This is a genomic window from Janthinobacterium sp. GW822-FHT07H10 (assembly GCF_058798675.1).
Genome location: NZ_JBXAKS010000023.1, coordinates 17,663 through 39,666 on the forward strand (window position 1 = coordinate 17,663; position 22,004 = coordinate 39,666).

General features: G+C 62.5%; 20 protein-coding genes. 5 read left to right on the top strand and 15 right to left on the bottom strand.

The features are described from left to right. Positions 1 to 93: 93 nt before the first annotated feature. From AC1RDJ_RS27610 to AC1RDJ_RS27650, 9 genes are all read right to left on the bottom strand, one after another. Positions 94 to 1,305: a tetratricopeptide repeat protein gene (locus AC1RDJ_RS27610; protein WP_493029345.1), complete on the bottom strand. Its 1,212-nt coding sequence runs from the start codon at positions 1,303 to 1,305 to the stop codon at positions 94 to 96. Positions 1,306 to 1,382: 77 nt separating this feature from the next. Beyond that, the gene (locus tag AC1RDJ_RS27615) at positions 1,383 to 1,814 is read right to left on the bottom strand and encodes an ExbD/TolR family protein (protein WP_198043873.1); all 432 of its coding nucleotides are present in this window, start codon (positions 1,812 to 1,814) and stop codon (positions 1,383 to 1,385) included. A gap of 105 nt (positions 1,815 to 1,919) precedes the next feature. After that, a complete protein-coding gene (locus tag AC1RDJ_RS27620; RefSeq protein ID WP_071322342.1) occupies positions 1,920 to 2,348 on the bottom strand; it encodes an ExbD/TolR family protein in 429 nt (142 codons plus the stop codon). A 5-nt stretch (positions 2,349 to 2,353) separates the two neighbouring features. Next, positions 2,354 to 3,283: a MotA/TolQ/ExbB proton channel family protein gene (locus tag AC1RDJ_RS27625; protein ID WP_232251050.1), complete on the bottom strand. Its 930-nt coding sequence runs from the start codon at positions 3,281 to 3,283 to the stop codon at positions 2,354 to 2,356. A gap of 86 nt (positions 3,284 to 3,369) precedes the next feature. Next, a complete protein-coding gene (locus AC1RDJ_RS27630) occupies positions 3,370 to 4,026 on the bottom strand; it encodes an energy transducer TonB (protein WP_034754161.1) in 657 nt (218 codons plus the stop codon). Between the two features lie 539 nt (positions 4,027 to 4,565). After that, positions 4,566 to 6,167 carry a SpoVR family protein gene (locus AC1RDJ_RS27635; protein WP_071322344.1) on the bottom strand — a complete coding sequence of 534 codons (1,602 nt, stop codon included), beginning with the start codon at positions 6,165 to 6,167 and terminating at the stop codon, positions 4,566 to 4,568. Then, a complete protein-coding gene (locus tag AC1RDJ_RS27640) occupies positions 6,167 to 7,435 on the bottom strand; it encodes a YeaH/YhbH family protein (protein WP_071322345.1) in 1,269 nt (422 codons plus the stop codon). Before AC1RDJ_RS27640 ends, AC1RDJ_RS27635 begins: the two co-directional genes overlap by 1 nt. A 70-nt stretch (positions 7,436 to 7,505) precedes the next feature. Next, positions 7,506 to 9,428 (bottom strand): PrkA family serine protein kinase, encoded by a 1,923-nt coding sequence (locus tag AC1RDJ_RS27645; protein ID WP_034754154.1) that lies wholly within the window; start codon positions 9,426 to 9,428, stop codon positions 7,506 to 7,508. 329 nt (positions 9,429 to 9,757) lie between these two features. Continuing rightward, positions 9,758 to 10,024 carry a hypothetical protein gene (locus AC1RDJ_RS27650; RefSeq protein ID WP_493029346.1) on the bottom strand — a complete coding sequence of 89 codons (267 nt, stop codon included), beginning with the start codon at positions 10,022 to 10,024 and terminating at the stop codon, positions 9,758 to 9,760. Here AC1RDJ_RS27650 and AC1RDJ_RS27655 point away from each other — a divergent pair. Then, the gene (locus tag AC1RDJ_RS27655; RefSeq protein WP_493029347.1) at positions 10,023 to 11,054 is read left to right on the top strand and encodes an adenosine deaminase; all 1,032 of its coding nucleotides are present in this window, start codon (positions 10,023 to 10,025) and stop codon (positions 11,052 to 11,054) included. The two genes, AC1RDJ_RS27650 and AC1RDJ_RS27655, sit on opposite strands and share 2 nt — an antisense overlap. A gap of 22 nt (positions 11,055 to 11,076) precedes the next feature. Further along, on the top strand, positions 11,077 to 13,608 hold the full coding sequence (locus AC1RDJ_RS27660) for an ABC transporter permease (protein ID WP_493029348.1): 2,532 nt from the start codon (positions 11,077 to 11,079) through the stop codon (positions 13,606 to 13,608). 8 nt (positions 13,609 to 13,616) lie between these two features. Here AC1RDJ_RS27660 and AC1RDJ_RS27665 read toward each other — a convergent pair whose 3' ends face one another. After that, positions 13,617 to 14,624 (bottom strand): response regulator, encoded by a 1,008-nt coding sequence (locus AC1RDJ_RS27665; RefSeq protein WP_071322348.1) that lies wholly within the window; start codon positions 14,622 to 14,624, stop codon positions 13,617 to 13,619. A 3-nt stretch (positions 14,625 to 14,627) separates the two neighbouring features. Further along, positions 14,628 to 15,947 (bottom strand): sensor histidine kinase, encoded by a 1,320-nt coding sequence (locus tag AC1RDJ_RS27670; RefSeq protein WP_493029349.1) that lies wholly within the window; start codon positions 15,945 to 15,947, stop codon positions 14,628 to 14,630. Between the two features lie 165 nt (positions 15,948 to 16,112). On the opposite strand from AC1RDJ_RS27670, the gene cqsA reads away from it, so the two are divergent. Then, positions 16,113 to 17,357 (top strand): alpha-hydroxyketone-type quorum-sensing autoinducer synthase, encoded by a 1,245-nt coding sequence (cqsA, locus tag AC1RDJ_RS27675; RefSeq protein ID WP_493029350.1) that lies wholly within the window; start codon positions 16,113 to 16,115, stop codon positions 17,355 to 17,357. Between the two features lie 10 nt (positions 17,358 to 17,367). Here cqsA and AC1RDJ_RS27680 read toward each other — a convergent pair whose 3' ends face one another. The 3 genes from AC1RDJ_RS27680 to AC1RDJ_RS27690 form a co-directional block, all read right to left on the bottom strand. Further along, positions 17,368 to 17,835, bottom strand: coding sequence for a MarR family winged helix-turn-helix transcriptional regulator (locus AC1RDJ_RS27680; protein WP_493029351.1), 468 nt, complete (start codon positions 17,833 to 17,835; stop codon positions 17,368 to 17,370). A 219-nt stretch (positions 17,836 to 18,054) separates the two neighbouring features. Then, positions 18,055 to 18,402: a GIY-YIG nuclease family protein gene (locus AC1RDJ_RS27685; protein ID WP_493029352.1), complete on the bottom strand. Its 348-nt coding sequence runs from the start codon at positions 18,400 to 18,402 to the stop codon at positions 18,055 to 18,057. Between the two features lie 12 nt (positions 18,403 to 18,414). Next, a complete protein-coding gene (locus AC1RDJ_RS27690) occupies positions 18,415 to 19,683 on the bottom strand; it encodes an MFS transporter (protein WP_493029353.1) in 1,269 nt (422 codons plus the stop codon). A 152-nt stretch (positions 19,684 to 19,835) separates the two neighbouring features. On the opposite strand from AC1RDJ_RS27690, the gene AC1RDJ_RS27695 reads away from it, so the two are divergent. Both AC1RDJ_RS27695 and AC1RDJ_RS27700 read left to right on the top strand, forming a co-directional pair. Continuing rightward, a complete protein-coding gene (locus AC1RDJ_RS27695) occupies positions 19,836 to 20,231 on the top strand; it encodes a group II truncated hemoglobin (RefSeq protein WP_010400839.1) in 396 nt (131 codons plus the stop codon). Between the two features lie 4 nt (positions 20,232 to 20,235). Beyond that, positions 20,236 to 21,624 (top strand): DNA recombination protein RmuC, encoded by a 1,389-nt coding sequence (locus AC1RDJ_RS27700; RefSeq protein ID WP_493029354.1) that lies wholly within the window; start codon positions 20,236 to 20,238, stop codon positions 21,622 to 21,624. Between the two features lie 9 nt (positions 21,625 to 21,633). On the opposite strand, the gene AC1RDJ_RS27705 is transcribed toward AC1RDJ_RS27700, so the two are convergent. Next, the coding region (locus AC1RDJ_RS27705) for a PEPxxWA-CTERM sorting domain-containing protein (protein ID WP_493029355.1) at positions 21,634 to 22,004 on the bottom strand (371 nt) is incomplete at its 5' end.

Here is a 22,004-nt window from a genome sequence, read left to right on the forward strand (position 1 = left end):
GGGAAGCGCCGCCGTATCGGAGTACGGGGCGCCGGGCCGGTGAGCATCGCCGGCCGCAAAGCGCGACGCGCAGTCGCCTGGGGTCGATGTCGATTACTTGTTCATCAAGGCCCAGTAGCGTGCCAGGTCGGCCGCGCCATCCGTGCCCTTGACAGCTTTCAGGGCCGTCGAGGCGTTGGCTTTCTTGCCGGCGTGGACGTAGGCGATGCCCAGATGCAGCTTGGCTTCTTCCGCATACTTGGCCGTACCCAATTTCACGGCGTCGTTCATCAAGCCCAGGCCCTTGTCGGTCTGACCATCGTACACGAGGGCGAAGCCCAGCTTGCTCAAGCTGTCGGCGTCCTTGTTCTTGACGTATTCCGCTTCCGACTTGGCGGCATTGGCTTTCAGGTCAGCCTGGGTTTTCAGGGCCAGGTCTTTCAGGCGCTGGTGGCGGGCCGCATCGGTACCGGTGCCCAGCACGCCTTTTTTGTAGCCCTGCTCGATGATGCTCAGCGCTTCGCCTGGATTGCCTGCTTGCAGGGCCAGCTGGCTGATTTCCATGTATTCGGAAGGCTTGGTGAACAGGCCGTTGGCCAGGCGCAGGCGCTGGACGTCCAGGCCCAGGCGTTGCGAGAAGCCCGGCTTGCCCGAAACGCGGTTCAGCAGGTCAGCCCAGTAGCTGGTCTTTGGATAGCTGCCAGCCAGTTTTTCCAGGGTGGCCACGTAGCCGGCCTTGTCGTTTTGCTTCAACTGGATGTTGGCCAGCATTTGCAGGCTCGCTTCCGAGTTGCCGCCGCGCGATTGCAGCTCTTTTGCCGCTTCGGCGTAGTTGCCGCTGACGTAGTAGGTCTGGATCAGCAGTTCGCGCATCTGTGGATCTTCGCGGTCTTTCAGCGAGCGTTTGATCCAGGTGATGGTATTTGGCCAGTCCTTGGCGCGGTAGTACATACCTGCCAGGGCTTGCGTGAATTTAGGGGCTTCGGCGGCGCTCAGGCGGCCGGAATTGATGACGGCTTCGAATGCCTTGATGGCGGTGCCATTGTCGCCGGCGGCAGCAGCGGCCGAGGCGCGCACGCGTTCGATCTGGTAGCTTTCAAAGGCGGTCTTGCCGCCGACGCTGTCAGCTTCGCGCAGCTTGGCCAGCGCTTCCTTGTTCTTGCCGCTGCCAGCGAGTTTCTGCGCTTCTTGCAGTGGCTTGCCCACTTCGGCGCGCACGGTGTCCGCGGCATATGCCAGCGAGCCCAGGCCGATTACGGGAGTTGCTGCGGTAAAACCGATAGCGGCCATGACGAGGCCGAGATGAGCGAGACGAAACTTGGACATGAGAAAGTCTTTCAGTAAAAAGCGAATAGGCAGGAAGTCCTGCCTATTCGGATGTAAAGAGAACCTGATGCAACAGCTTACTGGAATTGCTCGTTGCCGACCAGACCGATTTTGGTCACGCCCAGACGCTGCGCCGACGCCATCACACCGGCGACGACTTTGTATTCCACCAGCTTGTTAGGACGCAGATGTACTTCCGGCTGGTCTGCTTGCGCAGCGATGTTGCTCAGCTTGGCTTCCAGCGTATTACGATCAGGAACGACCTGATTGTCCCACAAGATAGTGCCATCAAAATCGACATCGATCGTGACGACCACTGGTTCCGTTGTCGGTGGCGGCGGGGTGCCGACCGGCATGTTCAGGTTCACCGAGTGGTTTTGCTTAGGAATCGTGATGATCAACATGATAATCAGCACCAGCATCACGTCGATGAGGGGCGTCATATTCAGTTCCATCATTGGTTCCGGATCCGCGTTTGGCGAACTACCCGAACCGACATTCATACTCATAGTATTTCCTTTAAGAAGTCCAACGAAGCGCCGGGCGATGCCGCTGCCCGGCAAGCTCCTGCCAGTGGCGTCCCTGTGTGGCCGGGACGCCGCTGTCAGTCGCTATCAGCCCTTGTCAGGTGGTTCGGTGATGAAGCCGACCTTCTGGATCCCGGCACGTTGGGTCGTGTAAATAACCCGGCCGATCGATTCGTAGCGTGTTTCTTGGTCGCCACGAACGTGTACTTCCGGCTGCGGTACTTTCACTGCTTCAACTTTAAGATAATCGAACAGTTCGTTCGTGTCTTTCAGTTTCTTCTGGCCCAGATAGATCTCGCCATCCTTGTTGACAACGATGTTGACGTTTTCTGGCTTGCTTTGAAGGGCTTGGTTGGCCTCGATCGGCAGATCGATTTTCTGCAATTTGAGGACAACCGGACTGGTGATCAAGAAAATGATCAGCAAAACCAACATGATGTCGACGAGCGGCGTCGTGTTGATTTCTGACATTACTTGATCTTCATCTCCGCTGTCGGAGCCGACGGACATCGACATGATTCTTATCCGATCTTTTTAGCGCCGGCAGCACGGCCAGCTTCGCTGGTCGACATTGCGCCGGAGATCAGTACCGAGTGAACGTCGGCGCTGAACGAGCGTACGTCTTCCATTGCGGTTTTGTTACGACGAACCAGCCAGTTGTAACCCAGAACGGCAGGAACAGCGACCAGCAGACCGAAAGCGGTCATGATCAGTGCTTCACCAACTGGACCTGCAACTTTATCGATCGAAGCGTTACCGGTCATACCGATGTTGGTCAGCGCGCCATAAATACCCCAAACGGTACCGAACAGACCGATAAACGGTGCGGTCGAACCAACGGTTGCCAGGAACGACAGGCCATCTTGCAGACGCGATTGAACTTTGTCCGAAGCGCGCTGGATCGACATCGTCACCCAGGTCGACAGATCGATTTGTTCCAGCAGGGCGCCGTCATGGTGAGCCGTTGCCTTGGTGCCCGATTCAGCGATGAAGCGGAATGGCGAGCCTTCGGTCAGGGTTGCCGAACCGGCAGCGATCGAAGGAGCTTTCCAGAATTTGGCAGCGGTTTCTTTAGCTTGCTTGAAGATCTTCATTTGATCCATCAGCTTGGTGATGATGATGTACCAGCTGCCGATCGACATGATGGCCAGGATGATCAGGGTGGCGCGTGGCACGAAGCCGCCGTCCCACACTGCTTGCAGGCCGAATGGGTTGTGGACTTCTTCGGTTTTGGCTGGAGCGGCTGCATCAGCGGCTGGAGCGGCTGCGTCTGCTGCAGGAGCTGCTGCGTCAGCGGCAACTGGTGCTGGTGCTGCGTCTGCCGCTGGAGCGGAAGCGGCAGCCGATGCTGGCGCGTCAGCGAATGCCGGTGCTGCTACCAGAGCGGTCGTAGCGGTGACGGACAACAGAACCGCGGCAAAAAATGCGGACAAACGGGTATTCTTAAACATGCTTCCTCCAAAATTAAAAATAACAGATCGCTGAACGTAATGACAACGAAATCATAGTGTGAAACAGGGGATAACTGTCTCGGGTTTTAATCCAGCGACCAAACGTATTGCATTTGCTGCCAGCCTTGTTCCGGCTTGCCGTCAACTGTTGCCGGCTTAAATGTACAGCGGCTGATACCTTGCACCGCGGCTTTGTCCAAGTCTCTGAAGCCGCTTGACTTCACGATCTTCGAATCAGCGACCTTGCCGTCTACACCGATCAGGAACGACAGTGTCACCACACCGGTTTCCTCGTTGCGCTGCGACGACTTTGGATAAGCCGGTTTTTCGCAGACACTGAAGTCAACCACGGCCGGCGTACGCACCGATTTGGCTGGTCCAGGAGTTGGCGCAGGCTGTGCAGGCGGTGCTGGCGGTGCCAATACATTCGTGGCTGGCTTCACGGCAGTCGTATTTGCAATCACGTTCTGCTGTGGTGGCGGCTGCTGCACGTTCACCTCGACTGGCGGAATGAATGGCGGCGGTGGCGCCTTCATTTCTGGCGGCGGTGGTGGCGGTGGAAGATCCTTCGGTGGAGGCGGTTTGACTTCCTCGATAATCTTGGTTTCAACCGGTTCCATCATTTTGGTGACCAACCGCTTGCCCAAGCCCGTCACGATCCCGTAAGCCGCGAGAACGTGCAGCAGGACAACGATAGTGATGCCTGTGTAGTTCTTGGGACTTTTCTCGTTCGAAAAATTCATGCCTGCTTTCTCCAAATACCATCTCTTGTCTTGCAACTGAACCCCAAAATGACGACACAAAGCTCCAGCCGTATCCGGGACGTCGCCGAATTATACATACGAATTCTTTATTTTACACAGATTTTTAACGCCTAAAACCGGTTAAATTTTTGGCGCTTTTGCGCCCTGAAAACGTACTTGCTTATGTCATCTTTGCACGCTTTCGGACAGAAAAAAAGGCGGTCTTATCGGTTTTTTACAGCCGTTTCGGGCTACCACTGCTAAGTTCTCCGATGTGCCGATCTGGCGGAATTATATTTCGTGATATTCAATATGGAAACTGCTAAATTTGGAGAAAAATTTTTCTTTTTGGAAATATTTTGGCGCGGAACCAGACCACTTAGCCGTTCACGTGCACCAAGCGGGTGCATTACGGACTTTATCTAGGTCAAAAAAGAGCCTTTTGACGACCGTTACGAGGCCGTCTAGCCATACTGAATTCCTATGTAGGTATAGGAAGCGCTTATATTCTTGCTATTGATTATTATCAACAAATCATTTTATGGCCGGACAACCGGGTCATCGCGCCGGTTACGCTTTTCCCGACGGCAATTTAATGTGCCGAGCACGACGCCCTGCGGATCGACCGTGTCGAGGTGCACGTCGAAGCCCCACAGCCGGGCCACGTGCTTGAGCACTTCCGCCGCCTGCTGGTTCAGCGGCCGGCGCTGGAATTGCGTGTGGCGCAGGGTCAGGGCGCGGTCGTCGCGCGTATTCACGGACCACACCTGGATATTCGGCTCGCGGTTGCCCAGGTTGTACTGTTCCGCCAGCTGCTGGCGCACATAGCGGTAGCCGGCGTCGTCGTGGATGGCGGAAATGGCCAGCTTTTCATTCTTGTCGTCGTCGAGCACGGCAAAGAAGTGGAATTCGCGGATCAGCCGCGGCGACAGGTACTGGGCGATAAAGCTTTCATCCTTGAAATTGCGCATGGCAAAGTCCAGGCTCTTGCGCCAGTCGCTGCCCGCCATGTCGGGAAACCAGGCGCGGTCTTCATCGGTCGGGTGTTCGCAGATGCGGCGGATGTCGCTCATCATGGCAAAGCCCAGCGCATACGGGTTGATGCCGCTGTAATAGGGGCTGTCGATGGGCGGCTGGTAGACGACGTTGGTATGGCTTTTCAGGAACTCCATCATGAAGCCGTCGCCCACCACGCCTTCGTCATACAGCTGGTTCAATATGGTGTAGTGCCAGAACGTGGCCCAGCCCTCGTTCATGACCTGCGTCTGGCGCTGCGGATAGAAGTACTGGGAAATCTTGCGCACGATGCGCACCATCTCGCGCTGCCACGGTTCCAGCAGCGGCGCATATTTCTCGATGAAGTACAGCAGGTTTTCCTCGGGCTCGGGCGGAAAGCGCGCCACGGCCTTGCGCTGGTCTTCCTCTTCCTCCTCGTCCTCGCGGCGGGGCAGGGTGCGCCACAGCTGGTTGATCTGCGACTGCACATACTCTTCGCGCTCCTTCTGGCGCGCATATTCCTTGGCCATCGACAGTTTCGCCGGGCGCTTGTAGCGGTCCACGCCATAGTTCTGGATGGCGTGGCAGGAGTCGAGCAGCAATTCCACGGCGTCGACGCCGTGGCGTTGTTCGCATTCGCTGATGTAATTCTTGGCAAACACCATATAGTCGATGATGGCGTCCGCATCCGTCCAGGCGCGGAACAGGTAATTGCCCTTGAAGAAGGAATTGTGGCCGTATGCCGCATGCGCGATCACCAGCGACTGCATGGTCAGGCTGTTTTCCTCCATTAAATAGGCGATGCACGGGTTCGAGTTGATGACGATCTCGTAGGCCAGGCCCATCTGGCCCCGCTTGTAGCTTTTCTCGGTCGATAAAAAATGCTTGCCGAACGACCAATGGTTGTACGAGACGGGCATGCCGACCGAGGTGTAGGCATCCATCATTTGTTCGGCCGTGATGATTTCCAGCTGGTTCGGATAGGTGTCGAGGCCAAACTGTTTCGCCACGCGGCGGATTTCCTCGTGGATTTGCTCGATCAGCTCGAACGTCCATTCCGACTGCTCGGGCAGGGCGTTCGGGTGGCGCAGGCGCACGAACGGTTCGCCCGGAGTGTTGCTGGCGCGGTCAAAGGCTGCACTCATCATTTCACCTGTTTCTTGAACAGTTCGCGGAAGACCGGATAGATATCGGCCGGCGTGACGATCTTTTGCATGGCGAAATGGGCGTGATGGTCGAGCACGCCCGCGTATTGCTCCCACAGGTTTTGCTGCGGGCCGTCGGTGATCTCGACGTAGGTGTAGTACTGCACCTTGGGCATGATGGTGTTGATCAGCAACTGGCGGCACAGCATGGAGTCGTTGTCCCAGTTGTCGCCGTCGGATGCCTGCGCCACGTAGCTGTTCCATTGCCCGGCGCCATAGCGTTCGTCGATGATGTTATTGAGCAAGTGCAAGGCCGACGACACGACGGTGCCACCCGACTCGCGCGAATTGAAGAATTCCTGCTCGTCCACTTCCGCCGCCGCCGTGTGGTGGCGGATGAAGACCACCTCGATCTTGTCGTACGCGCGCTTGAGGAACAGATACAGCAGGATGAAGAAGCGCTTGGCCGTATCCTTGCGCGTTTCATCCATGGAGCCGGAAACGTCCATGATGCAGAACATCACGGCTTGCGTCATGGGCTTGGGCACCTTGATGCGGTTGCTGTAGCGTAAGTCAAACGGGTCGATGAAGGGGATGGCCAGCAAGCGCGTGTGCAGGTGGTGGATCAGGCGGCGCAGTTCCACCACCAGCGGGTCGCTGTCGGGCACGCCTTCGTGCAGCAGGGCCGCCAGGTCTTCCTCCGCCTGCGCCAGCTGCTTGCGGGCGCCGCCGCCGACGGCGATGCGCCGCCCCAGCGCGCCGCGCAGCGAGCGCAGCACGTGGATATTCGATGGCGTGCCCGACATGTTGTAGCCGGCGCGCTGGTTCTTGAATTCCGTGGTGGCCGTCAGCTGGGTTTTCACCATGTGCGGCAATTCCAGGTCTTCGAAGAAGTAATTCATGAACTCTTCGCGCGACAATTCAAAGATGAAGTCGTCTTCCGTCGTCTCGTCGCTGTTGCCCGCCTTGCCGCGCCCGCTGCCAGCGCCGCCTTTCGGCCGCGCGATCTGGTCGCCCTTCAGGTATTCCTTGTTGCCGGGATTGACCACTTCCCACACGCCGCCATGCGCGTGGCCGAACGACGGTTCGCCCACGTCCTTGACGGGGATGCTGACCTTTTCGCCATTCTCGACGTCCGTGATCGAGCGCCCCTTGATGGCGCGCCCCACGGCATCCTTGATCTGGCTCTTGTAACGCCGCAAGAAGCGCTCGCGGTTGACGGCGGACTTGTTCTTGCTTTGCAAGCGCCTGTCGATGAGGTATGTCAAAGGGTGCCTCCTTGCTTCTCGTCTTGCGCGTCCCGCCGTCTTGCTGGCGGGAACGCGCCCGCTGTCTGCGCTAGGATGACTTGCGTACGCGCAAGTACCATTCGCATAACAGGCGTACCTGCTTGGCCGTATAGCCTTTTTCCACCATGCGGGCCACGAAGTCGGCGTGCTTGTTGGCATCGTCGGCACTGGCCTTGGCATTGAAGGAAATCACGGGCAGCAATTCCTCCGTATTCGAAAACATCTTCTTCTCGATCACGGTGCGGAACTTCTCGTAACTGGTCCAGGCAGGATTCTTGCCGCCGTTGGACGCCCGCGCCCGCAAACCGAAGTTGACGATTTCGTTGCGGAAGTCTTTCGGATTAGAAATACCTGCCGGTTTCTCGATCTTCTCGAGTTCATTGTTCAGCGATTCGCGGTCGAAGCTCTCGCCCGTGTCCGGATCGCGGTATTCCTGGTCCTGTATCCAGAAATCGGCAAACGTCACATAGCGGTCGAAGATGTTCTGTCCGTATTCCGAATAGCTTTCCAGGTAGGCCGTCTGGATCTCCTTGCCGATGAATTCCACATAGCGCTGCGCCAGGTGCTCTTTTATATAGGAGAAGTAGCGCTGCTCGAGTTCCGGCGCGAACTGCTCGCGCTCGACTTGCTGTTCCAGTACATATAATAGATGCACGGGATTGGCCGCCACTTCGGAATTGTCAAAGTTGAACACTTTTGACAGGATCTTGAAGGCAAAGCGTGTCGACAGGCCGTTCATGCCCTCGTCGACCCCCGCGTAATCCACGTATTCGTGCATGGACTTGGCTTTCGGGTCCGTATCCTTGAGGTTTTCGCCATCGTAGACGAGCATCTTGGAAAAGATGCTCGAGTTTTCCGGATCCTTCAGGCGCGACAGGATGGCGAACTGCGCCATCATGCGCAGCGTGCCGGGCGCGCACGGGGCCTTGACGAGCGAGGAGTTGGCCACCAGCTTGTCGTAGATCTTGATTTCATCGGAAACGCGCAGGCAGTACGGCACCTTGACTATATAGATACGGTCAAGAAACGCCTCGTTGTTGCGGTTGTTTTTAAACGTCTTCCATTCCGACTCGTTCGAGTGGGCCAGGATGATGCCGTCGAAGGGGATGGCGCCGAAACCTTCCGTGCCCTTGTAATTGCCTTCCTGCGTGGCCGTCAGCAAGGGATGCAGGACCTTGATCGGCGCCTTGAACATTTCCACGAACTCCATCAGGCCCTGGTTGGCCAGGCACAGGCCGCCCGAATAGCTGTAGGCGTCCGGGTCGTCCTGCGCATAGTCTTCCAGCTTGCGGATGTCGACCTTGCCCACCAGCGAGGAAATGTCCTGGTTGTTTTCGTCGCCCGGCTCCGTTTTCGAGATGGCGATCTGCTTCAGCACGGACGGATAGCGCTTGACGACGCGGAACTGGTTGATATCGCCATTGTATTCATGCAGGCGCTTGACGGCCCAGGGGCTGGGGATGTTGCGCAGGTAGCGGCGCGGGATGCCGTAATCCTCTTCCAGGATGGTGCCGTCCTCTTCCTCGTTGAACAGGCCCAACGGCGATTCATTGACGGGCGAGCCTTTCAGGCAATAGAAGGGCACGTGTTCCATCAGCGACTTGAGTTTTTCCGCGATCGACGACTTGCCGCCGCCGACGGGCCCCAGCAGGTACAGGATCTGCTTGCGTTCTTCCAGGCCTTGCGCCGCATGGCGGAAATAGGAAACCACTTGCTCGATGACTTCCTCGGTGCCGTAGAACTCGCGGAAGGCGGGGTAGATCTTGATCACCTTGTTGGCGAAGATGCGCGACAGCCGCGTGTCGTTGCGCGTGTCGACCAGTTGCGGCTCGCCGATGGCGGCCAGCATGCGTTCGGGCGCGCTGGCATACGTCAGCTTGTCCTTCTTGCACAGGGCCAGATATTCGGTGAGCGACATTTCCTCTTCGCGGGTGCGCTCGTAGCGTGCTGCGTAGTTATCAAAAATGGTCATGTCAATGTCCTTTAATGTCAACCTGAATTGCCAGTCACCATGGCCGCCCGCCTGGCATTCGCCCGGGCTTGCCGCTTTAATTTTTCCTGTACCCCATATCGATTTTTATTGTTGTTTCAAGCCCGGCTGTCTTTGCGAGTCCGGATTGCCCGGACCAAAAAACTGGCGCTTGATGCCGTGTGCTGACGTGGCCAGCCGGCTTTTTTTTCATGTGCTGATAGCGCTTGATGCACCTACCCTTACCCCATGAAATTAATTATTGCTCTAAAGGATCAGGAAGTCAAAAGATATGTCGTAATATCCTTAATACTTGTGTGTAAATTGTTGATTTAATTGGATAAATCTTCAAATTTTTCAGCGTTTCCAATGAACTTTTTTCTGTCTCTTGAATCATCATACGACAATTCGCCAGCCTGTGCCGGGGCATGCCCGGCAGCGGTCGTTGTTGCCGTCACGGCGGCCCGGCGCCGGTGAGGCCAGCCATCTTGCGCTAAGATGCGTGCATGTTTGATGGCCGCCGTCACCGTGCATCTTCCGCACCGCGCCTGGCGCGCGCAGGCCAGCATTTTTATAGTCACCGTATAAGGAACACCCATGATGAACCCACAACTGCGCGCGATCGTGCGCGGCATGCCGAAAGCCGAACTGCACATCCATATCGAAGGCTCGCTGGAGCCAGAACTGATTTTCGCACTGGCCGAGCGCAATGGCGTGCCTCTGGGCTATGAATCGGTGGAACACTTGCGCAGCGCCTATGCTTTTACGGATTTGCAGTCTTTTCTCGACATTTATTACGCTGGCGCAAGCGTGCTCTTGAAAGAGCAGGATTTCTATGACATGACGCAAGCCTACCTGCGGCGCGCCGAGGCGGACAATGTCTTGCACACGGAAATTTTCTTTGACCCGCAAACCCACACGGCGCGCGGCGTGCCGATGGCCGACGTGATCAACGGCATCTACCGCGCCTGCCAGGACAGCCCCGTCAGCGCGGCCCTGATCCTGTGCTTCCTGCGCCATTTGAGCGAGGAAGAAGCGTTCGAGACACTGGCAGACGCGCTGCCGCACCGCGACAAATTCATCGGCATCGGCCTCGATTCCTCGGAAGTGGGCAATCCGCCCGAGAAATTCTCGCGCGTGTTTGCCCGCTGCCGCGAGCTGGGCCTGCACCTGGTGGCCCACGCGGGCGAGGAAGGACCGCCGGCCTACATCCGCACGGCGCTCGACGACTTGCAGGTCGAACGCATCGACCATGGCGTGCGCTGCCTGGAAGACGCGGAACTGACGGCCCGTCTGGCGCGCGAACAGGTCGCCCTGACCGTCTGCCCGCTGTCGAACACCAAGCTGCGCGTGTTCGACCAGATGCATGACCATAACCTGGTGCAACTGCTCGACGCCGGCTTGCTGGTGACGGTGAACTCGGACGATCCCGCGTACTTCGGCGGCTACATGAACGATAACTTCGACGCCATCTTCGATTCCTTGCCGCTGGGCCTGGCCCACGCCCAGCGCCTGGCGCGCAACGGCTTCATCGCCGCCTTCCTGCCGCAGGCGCAGAAAGACGTCTTCCTCGCCACCGTCGACGCCTACTTCGCGCAGCACGCCGCCGCCCACGGCGCCGCGCAATAACCTACATAAAGACCCGCCGCCCATGCTTCGCCTCTCCCTCAAAATGACCGGACGCGACTGGCGCGCCGGGCAACTGCGTTTCCTGCTCGTCGCGCTGATCGTGGCCGTGGCGGCCCTGTCGGCCGTCGGCTTCTTCGTCGACCGCCTGCGCGCCGGCCTGAACCGCGACGCGCACCAGTTGCTGGGGGCCGACCTGGTCATCAGCGCCGACCAGCCCGTCAATGCGGCCTGGCGCGCGCAAGCCGTCCAGCGCGGCTTCGTGCTGGCCGACACGGTGACGTTTCCCAGCATGGCGCAGGCGGGCGCGGGCGAGCAGTCTAGCTCGCAGCTGGCCTCCATCAAGGCCGTCTCGCCCGGCTATCCGCAGCGGGGCAAGCTGAAGATCACCACCAACCTCGGCGAGGCGCAGGATGCCGTGGGGCGGCCAACGGACCAGGTGCCGGCGCCCGGCACCGTGTGGGTCGATGCGGCGATTCTTTCCAGCCTGAATGCGAAACTCGGCGACACCCTGACCCTGGGCGACAAGGCATTCGTCGCCACGCAGCTGATCGCCAGCGAACCGGACCGTGGCGCTTCCTTCCTCAATTTCGCCCCGCGCGTGATGCTGCCCCTCGCTGACCTGGCCGCCACGGCGCTGGTGCAGAACGGTTCGCGCGTGTCGTACCGGCTGCTGCTGTCGGCGCCGCCCGCCAAGGCGGCCGAGCTTGCGCAATATCAAGCCTGGCTGGAAAACCAGATCAAGACGCAGGCCATCAAGGGCGTGCGCATCGAATCGCTGGAATCGGGCAGCCCGCAGATGCAATCGACGCTGGACCGCGCCGACCGCTTCCTGTCGCTCGTCGGCTTGCTGTCGGCCATGCTGGCGGCCGTTGCCGTGGCGATGGCGGCACGCCGCTTCATGCTGCGCCATCTCGACGCCTGCGCCATGCTGCGCTGCCTGGGCCTGACGCAAAACCAGGTGACGGCCATGTACGTGATCGAATTTCTCTTCGTCGGCCTGGCCGGCAGCGTCGTCGGCGTGGCCGTCGGCTTCGGCGGCCACCTGGTGCTGCTGGAGCTGCTGGGCAAGCTGGTGCAGAACGACTTGCCGCCCGTCTCCATGCTGCCCGCCCTGCAGGGCGTGGCCACCGGCATGCTGCTCTTGCTGGGCTTTGCCTTGCCGCCGATTTTGCAGTTGCGCAATGTTCCGCATAACCGCGTGATCCGCCGCGAACAGGAGCCGCCGCAGGCGCTGGCCGTGGCCACCTACGGCCTGGGCATCGCCGCCTTCGTCGTGCTGCTCTTGTGGCAGGCGGGCGACGTCAAGCTGGCCTTGCTGACGGCGGCCGGCTTCCTCGGCGGCTTCGCCCTGTTCGGCCTGGCCGGCTGGCTGGGCATCAAGTCGCTGAAGACCCTGCGCGGCGCCTTCAGGCACCAGGGCTGGCGCTTCGCCGTCACGTCCTTGCAGCGCCGTCCGGGCGCCACCGTCATCCAGGTGGTGTCGCTGGCCCTGGGCCTGATGGCCTTGCTGCTGCTGACGGTGGTGCGCGGCGACCTGATGGTGGCCTGGCGCAACGCCACGCCGCCCGACGCGCCGAACCGCTTCATGATCAATATCCTGCCCGAGCAAAAGGCGCCGATCGCTGCGCGCCTGGCCCAGGCCGGCGTCGCCAACGCCCCGCTGTATCCGATGATACGCGGGCGCCTGGTGGCCGTGAACGGCAACGCCATCACGGAAGACACTTACCAGGAAGACCGCGCCAAGGGCCTGGCCGACCGCGAATTCAACCTGTCGACGATGGCCGCCATGCAGGAGGAAAACAAGCTCGTGGCCGGCAAGTGGTTCGGCAATGCCCCGGGCGCGCCCGCCGAAGCGTCGGTGGAAGAGGGCATCGCCAAGACCCTGAAGCTGAAGCTGGGCGACAAGCTGCGCTTCGACATCGCCGGCCAGCCCGTCGAAGCGGCCATCACCAGCCTGCGCAAGCTGGAGTGGGGTTCGATGCGCGTCAATTTCTTTGTCATCATCAATCCGGCCGCCATGGCGGACACGCCGCAGACGTGGATCACGGCCTTCCACCTGCCGCCCGCGCAGGCGGACCTGGGCAACGCCCTGCTGCGCGAGTATCCGAATTTGACGGTGGTCGACGTGGGCGGCGTGCTCAAGCAAATCCAGGGCGTGCTGGACCAGGTGGTGACGGCCGTCGAATTCCTGTTCGCCTTTACCCTGGCGTCGGGCTTGCTGGTGCTGTATGCGGCGCTGATGGGTTCGCAGGACGAGCGCACGCGCGAGGCGGGCCTGCTGCGCGCGCTGGGCGCCACGCGGCGCCAGCTGGCGCAGGCGCAGCTGATCGAGTTTTCGCTCGTGGGGGCGCTGGCCGGCCTGCTGGCGGCGACGGGCGCGGCCGCCATGGGCTGGGCGCTGGCCACCTACCAGTTCAAGTTCACCTGGAGCTTTGCGCCCGGCGTGTGGGCCTTCGGCCTGCTGGCCGGCGCCCTGTGCGCGATCGCCGGCGGCTGGCTGGGACTGCGCAATGTCCTCAAGCATCCGCCGCTGCAGACCTTGCGCGAAAGCTAGGTTGCCAGCTACGCGCTGACGCTGTCGCCCGCGCCCGCGCGCAGAAATTGCGCGTAAGACATCACCGGCTGCCCCAGCTGGTGCGGCGGCACGTCGAACAGGGCCCAGAAATACGTCACGCGGCCCAGGCAGATGGTGGGCGCGGCGCAGTAGCGGAACCAGTTTTCGCCGATCTGCGCCGCATACATGCCGTCGCTGTCGGCGTCGGAAAAGTACGGGATCACGCGCATTTCCAGCAAGGCCAGCAGCAATGACTGGGGGGCGTCGTTGTCGCGCGCCATCTCGTACTGCGTGTGCAGGCTGCGTTCCGTCTCGATGATCATCAGCCGCGCCTGGCCGTCGCGCGTGAAGAAGAGGATGCCGCTGGGATTGGGGAAAATATAGAATTCGACAAAGCCATGGCGCCGGCACAGTTCGTGGACAACGGCGGCCAGCGCCTCGTCCTGCAGGAAACTGTAGTCGTGCAGCATCAGCAAGTCGCGCACCGTGTCCGATTGCTGCAGGAAGAATTCGCGCTGCAGGGCGACGATTTCCTGTTCCAGGATGTCGAGCGCGTCATCGTCGCTCTTCTTGATGTAGCGGTCGATCAAGCCCCGGTTGAAGGCCGTCACGGCCACTTTCTCGTCGGCCGCCCCCGTAAATAGAATCTTCTTGCACGGCAAGTCGCGCACGGCCTGGCAAAACTCGAGGCCGTTCATCTGCGGCATCGAATAATCGACCACCAGCACGGACGGCACGGCAAAGCGCTGCGCCTGGCCGCTGATGCGCCAGATGCGTTCGATGTCGAGCGCCACGTTGCACTGGTCGGGCGGCAGGTTTTGCGTGTCGAAATTGACATGCAGCGGCGTCTCGCCCAGCCGCGTGCTGTGGCGCAGCCAGTGCAGCGCGCTGCTGGTGTCGTGGAAGGTCTTGCGCGCCAGGCCCGGATCGAGCTGGAACGCCAGGCTTTTCAGGAAGGAATCGCTGTCGTCGATCAATACGGTCAGGGTCGGATGGGTGTAGACGGGCAGTTGCATGCGTCACCTCGCGCGGTGGATGGATGGAAAACGGTTGGGCCTGGGCGTGGCCAGCGGCTGCGGAAACTCCAGCACGAAGATGGCATAGGCGCCTTCGCGCGCCACGCAGCTGATGCGTGCATGCCACGCTTGCATGATTTGCCGGCACAGGGCCAGGCCGATGCCGCTGCCGTTGTGCGCGGGATAGGAATAGAAGCGGTCGAAGATCAGCGGCAATCGGCTGGCCGCGATGCCGCAGCCCGTGTCGATGAACAGCAGGCGCGGCACGGGACGCGCGCCATCGATGACGATGCGCACGCGGCCCTTGCCGGCGCGCTGGATGCCTTTCAGGGCATTGCGCAGCAAATTCAGCAAAATCACCACGCACAGCTCGGACTGGCCGGGAAAGCTGAAGTCGGTGCGCAGGTCGACCTTGACGATGTCGCGCTGCGCCGTGCTGGTGAACGGGTAGCGGCGCAGCACGGCGACGACGCTGTCGTGCATGGCCACCGTCTCGTTGGCCTCCAGCTTGCGGTTGACGGCGCTGGCGCTGAGCAGGAACAGGTCGATCATGTGGTGCATATGGCGCACTTCGAACTGGATGCGCGCCAGCGCTTCCAGGCTGGCCGCGCCCGGCTGCACGTCGTCGGCATCGCGCCGCAAGCCGCGCTGCAGGCCGCGCACGTTCGCTTCGACGCTGACGAGCGGCGTGCGCAATTCGTGCGCCACGCTGCCCAGGCCGGCCGCCAGTCCCGCCAGTTTTTCCTGCGCGCCCACATGGCGGCCCACCTTGACCACGGACAGCACGGCGATCGTGAACCAGTGCACGGGCAGCTGCTGCAAGACGTCGCGGCTGAGCAGAAAGGCGGGTTCGCCCACGACGGCAAACGCCAGGCAGGCCAGCAGGGTGCCGCTCAGGTAGGCCAGCATGGCGATGCGCGTATCGAAGTGGAACAGCACGATCAGCGCCACCAGCAGCGAATGCACCCACAGGGTCGAGGCGTGGTTCATCAGGAACATATACGTGAAGAAAAAGGGCAGTTCGAACGTCAGCCCCAGGAACAGGTACACGCTGAAGCCCGTATTGCTGAAGCGCCCCGGCCACAGTGCAGGCAGGAACAGCAGCGCCGCGATGGTGCGCAGCGGCAGCGACTCGTAGGGTTGCGGAAAGACATGCTGCCACAGCGCGTAGTACAGGGGCATGCCGAGCGCGCCGATGACGGCCAGCGTGCGCACCTGGGCGCGCCGCGTGGGCGTGTGTTCGATGGCGTCGTGGAAATGCAGGAAAGGCTGGAGGATCTTGCCTTGCCACCGTTTTCCGGAAGGGGACTGCGCATGCATCATGGTCGGGGGACGTGTTCGTTGAGGCGAATCAAGACAACATCATCGGCGTGTTCCTCCGGAAAAAGAGATATATCGCCATAACTGTTGAGATGGATCAATCACTTGCCGAATGGCTCGCGCATGTTGGACGCGGTAGTTCCCCCCGCAACCATTCCAGGAGTCCCCATGCCGAACGCCCTTTTCCCCCTGCCATCGAGCAACCTGCGCGCCGAACAACACTTGCCGGCCTTCGTGCGCGCGCGCATGGACGAGCACTATGTCGAGCGCATCGAGAAGCTGCTCGGTGGCGAACATTTACATGAATGGCAAGCCATGCCGGCCCGCGCGGTCATGTTGGCGGGCAATGATTACCTGAACATCGCCGGCGAGGCGGCGCTGCTGGCGGCCCAGTCCCGCGTCCTGCAGGGCGGCGGCGCCATGCTGATGTCGTCCGTGTTCCTGCAGGAAGGCAGCCGCCAGCACCGCCTCGAACGCAAGTTCGCGGATTTTCTCGGCAGTGAAGCCTGCGTGCTGGCGCAGTCGGGCTGGGCCGCCAATGTGGGCTTGCTGCAAAGCCTGGCCGGCCCCGGCATCCCCGTGTACCTGGACATGCTGGCGCACGCCTCGCTGTGGGAAGGCGTGCAGTCGGCGCAAGCCGTGCCCGTGCCGTTCCTGCACAACGATGGCGCCCACCTGCAGCGCCAGCTGGACAAGCATGGCCCCGGCATCATCGTCGTCGATGCGCTGTACAGCACGAACGGCAGCGTGGCGCCGCTGCTGCGGATGGTGGAGATCGCCGAGCGCAGCGGCAGCATGCTGATCGTCGACGAATCGCACTCGCTGGGCACGCACGGGCCGCAGGGCGCCGGCCTGGTGGTGGAGCTGGGGCTGGCCGAGCGCGTGCATTTCCGCACTGCCTCGCTGGCCAAGGCGTTTGCCGGGCGGGCCGGGCTGATCACCTGCTCGGCCCGCTTCAAGGGCTATTTTCTGTCCGCCTCGCGCCCGGCCATCTTCAGTTCCTGCCTGCTCGAACATGAACTGGCGTGGTTCGACGCCGCGCTCGACTTCATCCGCGCCGCCGATGCCCGCCGCGCCACCCTGCGCCGCCACAGCGTGCAGCTGCGCCAGGGCCTGGCCGATCTTGGCTACAACGTCAGCGACGGCACGCAGCAGATCATCGCGCTGGAAGCGGGCAGCGAGCCCGATACCCTGATCCTGCGCAAGGCGCTGCAGCGGCACGGCATCTATGGCGCCGTCTTTTGCGCGCCGGCCACGCCGAAGAACCGCTCGCTGGTGCGCCTGACCCTGAACGCGGGCTTGCGCGAGGATGACTGCGCGCGCGTGCTGGCGGCCTGCGCGGCCATCCGCGAGGAAACGGGCATGGCGCGCTGGCCGTCGACGCGGCGCCTGCGCAAGCTGGCGCTGGTGTAAGGGGAATACGTCAGCCGTTGACGGGCTGGTTGCCGGCGATAGTGCCCAGCAGCATGGACAGGGGCGCCAGCTGTTCGGCGCTGGCATGGCCCAGCAATTCCTGGCCCAGCGCCTGCGCCGTCGCATTCGCGTGCGCCAGCAAGTCCAGTCCCGCGGCCGTGATGGCGGCATAGCCGACGCGCGCATCGCGCTGGTCGGCCTGGCGCGCCACCAGACCGATTTTTTCCAGCGGCATCAGCGAGCGCGTGATGCCGGACGCCGTCAGCGCCAGGCGCTCGGCCAAGTCGATGCGGCGCAGGCGCCCGCCGGGGGCGCGCTGCAAGTGGTACAGCAATTGATAATCGCCAAAGCTCAAGCCATGCAGGTTGCCCAGGGTGCTGTCGAAGCGGCGCACCAGCATGGCCTGGGCGCGCGCCAGGCGCAGGCAGAAGTCCAGCGCGCTGCCGCCGTCCGGCGGCTGGGAAGTGTGATCGGTCATGGCGGTCCTTTGTATAGCCTGCGTAGTGCTTGAGTGCGCAAGTGTAACGCATGGCCGCCGAGCGTCTATCGCGGCAGGGAGCGTCTGCTGCTGGCAGCGCATCAGGAGCCGGGGCACGACGTGAGGAGGACGCGTGGCGAGCCATGCGACGACGATCAACGCAGTCTCCGCTTCTGGCGGGCGGCAGCAGCGGAGGCATGCATCTACCGGGCTAGGCGCTTAATACAGTGCCTGCCCCTGTTCCAGCAGTTGCGCCCGGTGCAGCGCCAGCAGGGCGTCGAGCTCGGCGTCTGCATCGACTGCGCGATCGTCGGCCGGCTGGACGGTGTCGATGACGGCAAGGCGGAAGGCCGCTGCGCCATCGCGCCGCCAGTCCGCCTGCAGGCGTGCATTGCGGTGCGTGCCCAGCGCCAGTTCGAAGCGGTGCCGGTTCAGCGCGCCGGGTGCGTTGCGGCTGCGTTCGAGCAACACGCAGCCGCTGGGAAGGTGCTGCAGCGCGATGATGCCCAGCGCGGGCGCTTGTTGCCGGTAAGCGGCTTTCAGGGCTGCTTGCTGTGTCTTGTCCATGCTCGGGCTTTCTCAAGGTTGAAGGGCGCCGTCGGCTTGTCCGATGCGCGGGATGCCGGTCAGCAGGGCGGCGGCGATGGCCGTTGCGAGCAGCAGGGCGCCGCCGGCGCAGAACAGTTCGCCCACCGTGAGGTGGCGCAGCAGCGCGCCCGTGGCCGCCGCCGACAGCGGCGCCAGGCCCAGGAAAATGGCCATGAACAGCGCCATCGCCCGGCCCAGCATGGCTGGCGCCACGCGCCGCTGTATCCAGGTAAAGATGGCCACTTGCAGATAGCCGCCCAGCATCCCCGTGACGGCCAGCAAGGCGGCGCCTTGCCAGCTGCCGTCGATTTGTCCCAGCGCCATCAGCAGCACGGCGACGGCGGCATCGGCCAGCAGCAGGATGGCGCCGAAGCGGCGGCGCAGCCAGGCGCCGCTCAGGCTGGAGGCCAGCATGCCGGCCAGGGTGCCGGCGCCATGCGCGGCCATCAGCAAGCCCAGCGCCGAGGCACCGTGCAGGCGTTCGCTGGCCAGCACGGGCAAGGCCACTTGCAGCGGCCCCATGACGAAGAAGGCCACGACGGCCCAGTAGGCATAGCAGCTGCGCAAGGGGATGTCGCGCCACACCATGGCCAGGCCCGCCGCCATGTCGCGCCATACGCCTTGCGCTGCGGCGGACATTGCCGCTGGCCGCAAGGTGACTTGCTGCAAGGTCCACGCCGAGAACAGAAACGTCAGCGCATCGATGGCAAAGGCGGCGGCCAGCGCCGCCATGGCGGTTTGCTGCGCGCCATCGTGGGCGCCGAGCACGAGCGCCGCCAGCAGGGGACCAGCCAGCAGCGACAGCTGGCGCGCGCCCATCTGCAGGCTGTTGGCGGTCTGCAGTGCCTGCGGCGGCACGGCCTGCGGCAGGATGGCCGAGCCTGCCGGGATGCCGAAGGCGGTAGCGATACCGAGCGCCAGCGCGGCCGCATACGCCAGCGCGAGGCTGGCCTGGCCCAGCCACAGCAGCCCTGCCAGCAACAGCAGGATGGCGGCATTGACCAATTTGCTCGCCAGCATCACGCGCCCGGGCGAATAGCGGTCGGCGACCGTGCCGCCCAGCAGTATCAGCACGGCGCGCGGCGCGCCCATCAGGGCCACGGCGATGCCCAGGCTGAGGCTATCGCCGGTCAGGCACAGCACCAGCCAGGGCAGGGCCAGCATGCTGAACTGGTCGCCCAGCATGGAGACGAGGCCGCCGCCCAGCAGCCAGCGGAAGTTGCGATTGCGCATCAAGTTGGGGGTGGCGGAGGTTGGCATGTTCGTGCGCCCATGCGGGCAGGTGTTTAAAATTGAATGGTAGTTGATATAAGCTTGAGTAGTCAAGTATATTGCCATTTATTGTGGCAATGCTCGTGTGGCAATGCGGCCGGCGCTGCATGGGGCGCGATGCTTGCGCTATCATGGCGGCCATGACTGATACCACTGCCCCCACCCTGTACGAGACCATCGGCGGCGCTCCCGTGCTGCGCGACATGGTCGACCGTTTTTATGATCTGATGGAGCTCGAGCCCGAGTTTGCCGGCATCCGCGTCATGCATCCGCCGTCGACGGACGGCTCGCGCGACAAGCTGTATTTCTTCCTCACGGGCTGGATGGGCGGCCCAGATCTGTACATCGAGAAATTCGGCCACCCGCGCCTGCGCGCGCGCCACCTGCCGTACGCCATCGGCACGAGCGAACGCGACCAGTGGCTGCGCGCCATGGCCTGGGCCATGGAAGACACGGGCATTGAAGAGTCCTTGCGCGTGCGCCTGATGGAATCGTTCTATCAGACGGCCGACTGGATGCGCAACAAACCTGACTGATCCCATGAGCCCAATCGAGTTTTACAGCCTGCTGGGCGCCGTCGTCGTCGCCATCGTCCTGTTGCTTCTGCTCCTGCTGCGTCCGCGCGGCGGCGCCGGCGATGGCGCCACCACGCTGGCGCTGGTGCAGCAGCACCAGCAGCAAAGCCTGGAACGCATCGACCGGGTCGAGCGCGAAGTGCGGCTGCAGCTGCAGGCGTCGGCGCAGGCGACGCGGCAAGACCTGGCCGCCGGCCTGGCGCAATTCCAGGCGGCGACACTGCAGCAGCTCGACAGCCTGCGCACGCAGATGCAGGCGCAGGGGAAAGTCGGTCGCGAAGAGCAGGCGCAAAGCCTGGCGCGCTTCGCCGACAGCACCAACCAGACTTTGGCCCAGCTGACTGAATCGAATGCGCAGCGCATGCTCGAGGTACGTGCCACCTTGGAAAACAAGATCCGCGAGCTGCAGGCGGACAATGGCGCGCGCCTGGAAGAGATGCGCAAGACGGTTGACGAGAAACTCCATGCGACGCTGGAGACGCGGCTCTCCGCCTCGTTCCAGCAAGTGTCGGAGCGGCTGGAAAAAGTCCACCAGGGCCTGGGCGAGATGCAGCAGCTGGCGCTGGGCGTGGGCGACCTGAAGCGGGTGCTCACCAACGTCAAGACGCGCGGCACCTGGGGCGAGGTGCAGCTGGAAATGCTGCTGGAGCAGGTACTCACTGTCGAGCAGTATGCGAAGAACGTGGAAACCGTGGCCGGCAGCGGCGCGCGCGTGGAATTCGCCTTGAAACTGCCGGGCATGGTCGATGGCGGCGCGCCCGTGTGGATGCCGATCGACGCGAAATTCCCGAAAGAGCAATATGAACGCCTGGTCGAGGCGGCCGAGCGGGCCGATGCCGACGGCGTGGCCCTGGCCGGACGCGAGCTGGAGCGGGCCGTGCGCGGCGAGGCGAAGACCATCGCCGAGAAATACCTGGCGCCGCCGCAGACCACCGACTTTGCCATCCTGTTCCTGCCCACCGAGGGGCTGTACGCGGAAGTGATGCGCCGCCCCGGCCTGGCCGATGAATTGCAGCGCGTGCACCGGGTCAGCATCGCCGGGCCGTCCACCCTGACGGCCTTGCTCAACAGCCTGCAGATGGGCTTTCGCACGCTGGCGCTGGAAAAGCGTTCATCCGAAGTGTGGCAGGTGCTGGGCGCCGTCAAGACGGAATTCGGCAAGTTCGGCGACGTGCTGAAGCAAACCAAACTGACCCTGGAACGGGCGGCGAAGAATATCGAAAGCGCGGAAGTGCGCAGCCGCCAGATGGCGCGCAAGCTCAAATCCGTGGAAGCCTTGCCGGGCGACGCGGCTGCCCTGTTGCTGGGCGCGGCGGACGCCGGCCTGACCGGCGAGGCGGGCGACGGCGAGTAGCGCCTTCGCCTATGCCGCTGGCGCCTGCCGGCGGCGGCGCGCGGCATAGGCCGTCAGCGCCAGTCCCGCCAGCAGCATGGCCCAGGTTTGCGGTTCGGGCACGGCTGGCAAGACCGTCGGGCCGGTGGGCGGCAGCGTCGGCAGGATCACGGTGGGCGGCACGATGATGCTGCTGCCCGTCGACCCTGGCGGCACCACATAGCCGCCACCGCCGCCGCCGCCACCACCGCCCATGCCGGCCGGCGGCGCGATGCCGCCGACGGTGCGCACATAGTCGAAGGGCAGGAAGGGAATGCTGGCCACGGCCGGCGGCGCGACGCCGCCCGTGAAGGAGCCGCCGCGCAAGGCGTCGGGATTGTCGATCACGGGCACGCCGGGGG

Bases quoted from the DNA above. Each gene is read 5' to 3' on its own strand.
- AC1RDJ_RS27680 (WP_493029351.1), bottom strand. From the start codon at position 17,835: ATGACCGATCACACTTCCCAGCCGCCGGACGGCGGCAGCGCGCTGGAC.
- AC1RDJ_RS27700 (WP_493029354.1), top strand. From the start codon at position 20,236: ATGAGCCCAATCGAGTTTTACAGCCTGCTGGGCGCCGTCGTCGTCGCC.
- AC1RDJ_RS27665 (WP_071322348.1), bottom strand. From the start codon at position 14,624: ATGCAACTGCCCGTCTACACCCATCCGACCCTGACCGTATTGATCGAC.
- AC1RDJ_RS27620 (WP_071322342.1), bottom strand. From the start codon at position 2,348: ATGTCGATGTCCGTCGGCTCCGACAGCGGAGATGAAGATCAAGTAATG.
- AC1RDJ_RS27685 (WP_493029352.1), bottom strand. From the start codon at position 18,402: ATGGACAAGACACAGCAAGCAGCCCTGAAAGCCGCTTACCGGCAACAA.
- AC1RDJ_RS27670 (WP_493029349.1), bottom strand. From the start codon at position 15,947: ATGATGCATGCGCAGTCCCCTTCCGGAAAACGGTGGCAAGGCAAGATC.
- AC1RDJ_RS27660 (WP_493029348.1), top strand. From the start codon at position 11,077: ATGCTTCGCCTCTCCCTCAAAATGACCGGACGCGACTGGCGCGCCGGG.
- AC1RDJ_RS27630 (WP_034754161.1), bottom strand. From the start codon at position 4,026: ATGAATTTTTCGAACGAGAAAAGTCCCAAGAACTACACAGGCATCACT.
- AC1RDJ_RS27615 (WP_198043873.1), bottom strand. From the start codon at position 1,814: ATGAGTATGAATGTCGGTTCGGGTAGTTCGCCAAACGCGGATCCGGAA.
- AC1RDJ_RS27690 (WP_493029353.1), bottom strand. From the start codon at position 19,683: ATGCCAACCTCCGCCACCCCCAACTTGATGCGCAATCGCAACTTCCGC.
- AC1RDJ_RS27635 (WP_071322344.1), bottom strand. From the start codon at position 6,167: ATGAGTGCAGCCTTTGACCGCGCCAGCAACACTCCGGGCGAACCGTTC.
- AC1RDJ_RS27610 (WP_493029345.1), bottom strand. From the start codon at position 1,305: ATGTCCAAGTTTCGTCTCGCTCATCTCGGCCTCGTCATGGCCGCTATC.
- AC1RDJ_RS27650 (WP_493029346.1), bottom strand. From the start codon at position 10,024: ATGGGTGTTCCTTATACGGTGACTATAAAAATGCTGGCCTGCGCGCGC.
- AC1RDJ_RS27655 (WP_493029347.1), top strand. From the start codon at position 10,023: ATGATGAACCCACAACTGCGCGCGATCGTGCGCGGCATGCCGAAAGCC.
- AC1RDJ_RS27695 (WP_010400839.1), top strand. From the start codon at position 19,836: ATGACTGATACCACTGCCCCCACCCTGTACGAGACCATCGGCGGCGCT.
- AC1RDJ_RS27625 (WP_232251050.1), bottom strand. From the start codon at position 3,283: ATGTTTAAGAATACCCGTTTGTCCGCATTTTTTGCCGCGGTTCTGTTG.
- cqsA (WP_493029350.1), top strand. From the start codon at position 16,113: ATGCCGAACGCCCTTTTCCCCCTGCCATCGAGCAACCTGCGCGCCGAA.
- AC1RDJ_RS27645 (WP_034754154.1), bottom strand. From the start codon at position 9,428: ATGACCATTTTTGATAACTACGCAGCACGCTACGAGCGCACCCGCGAA.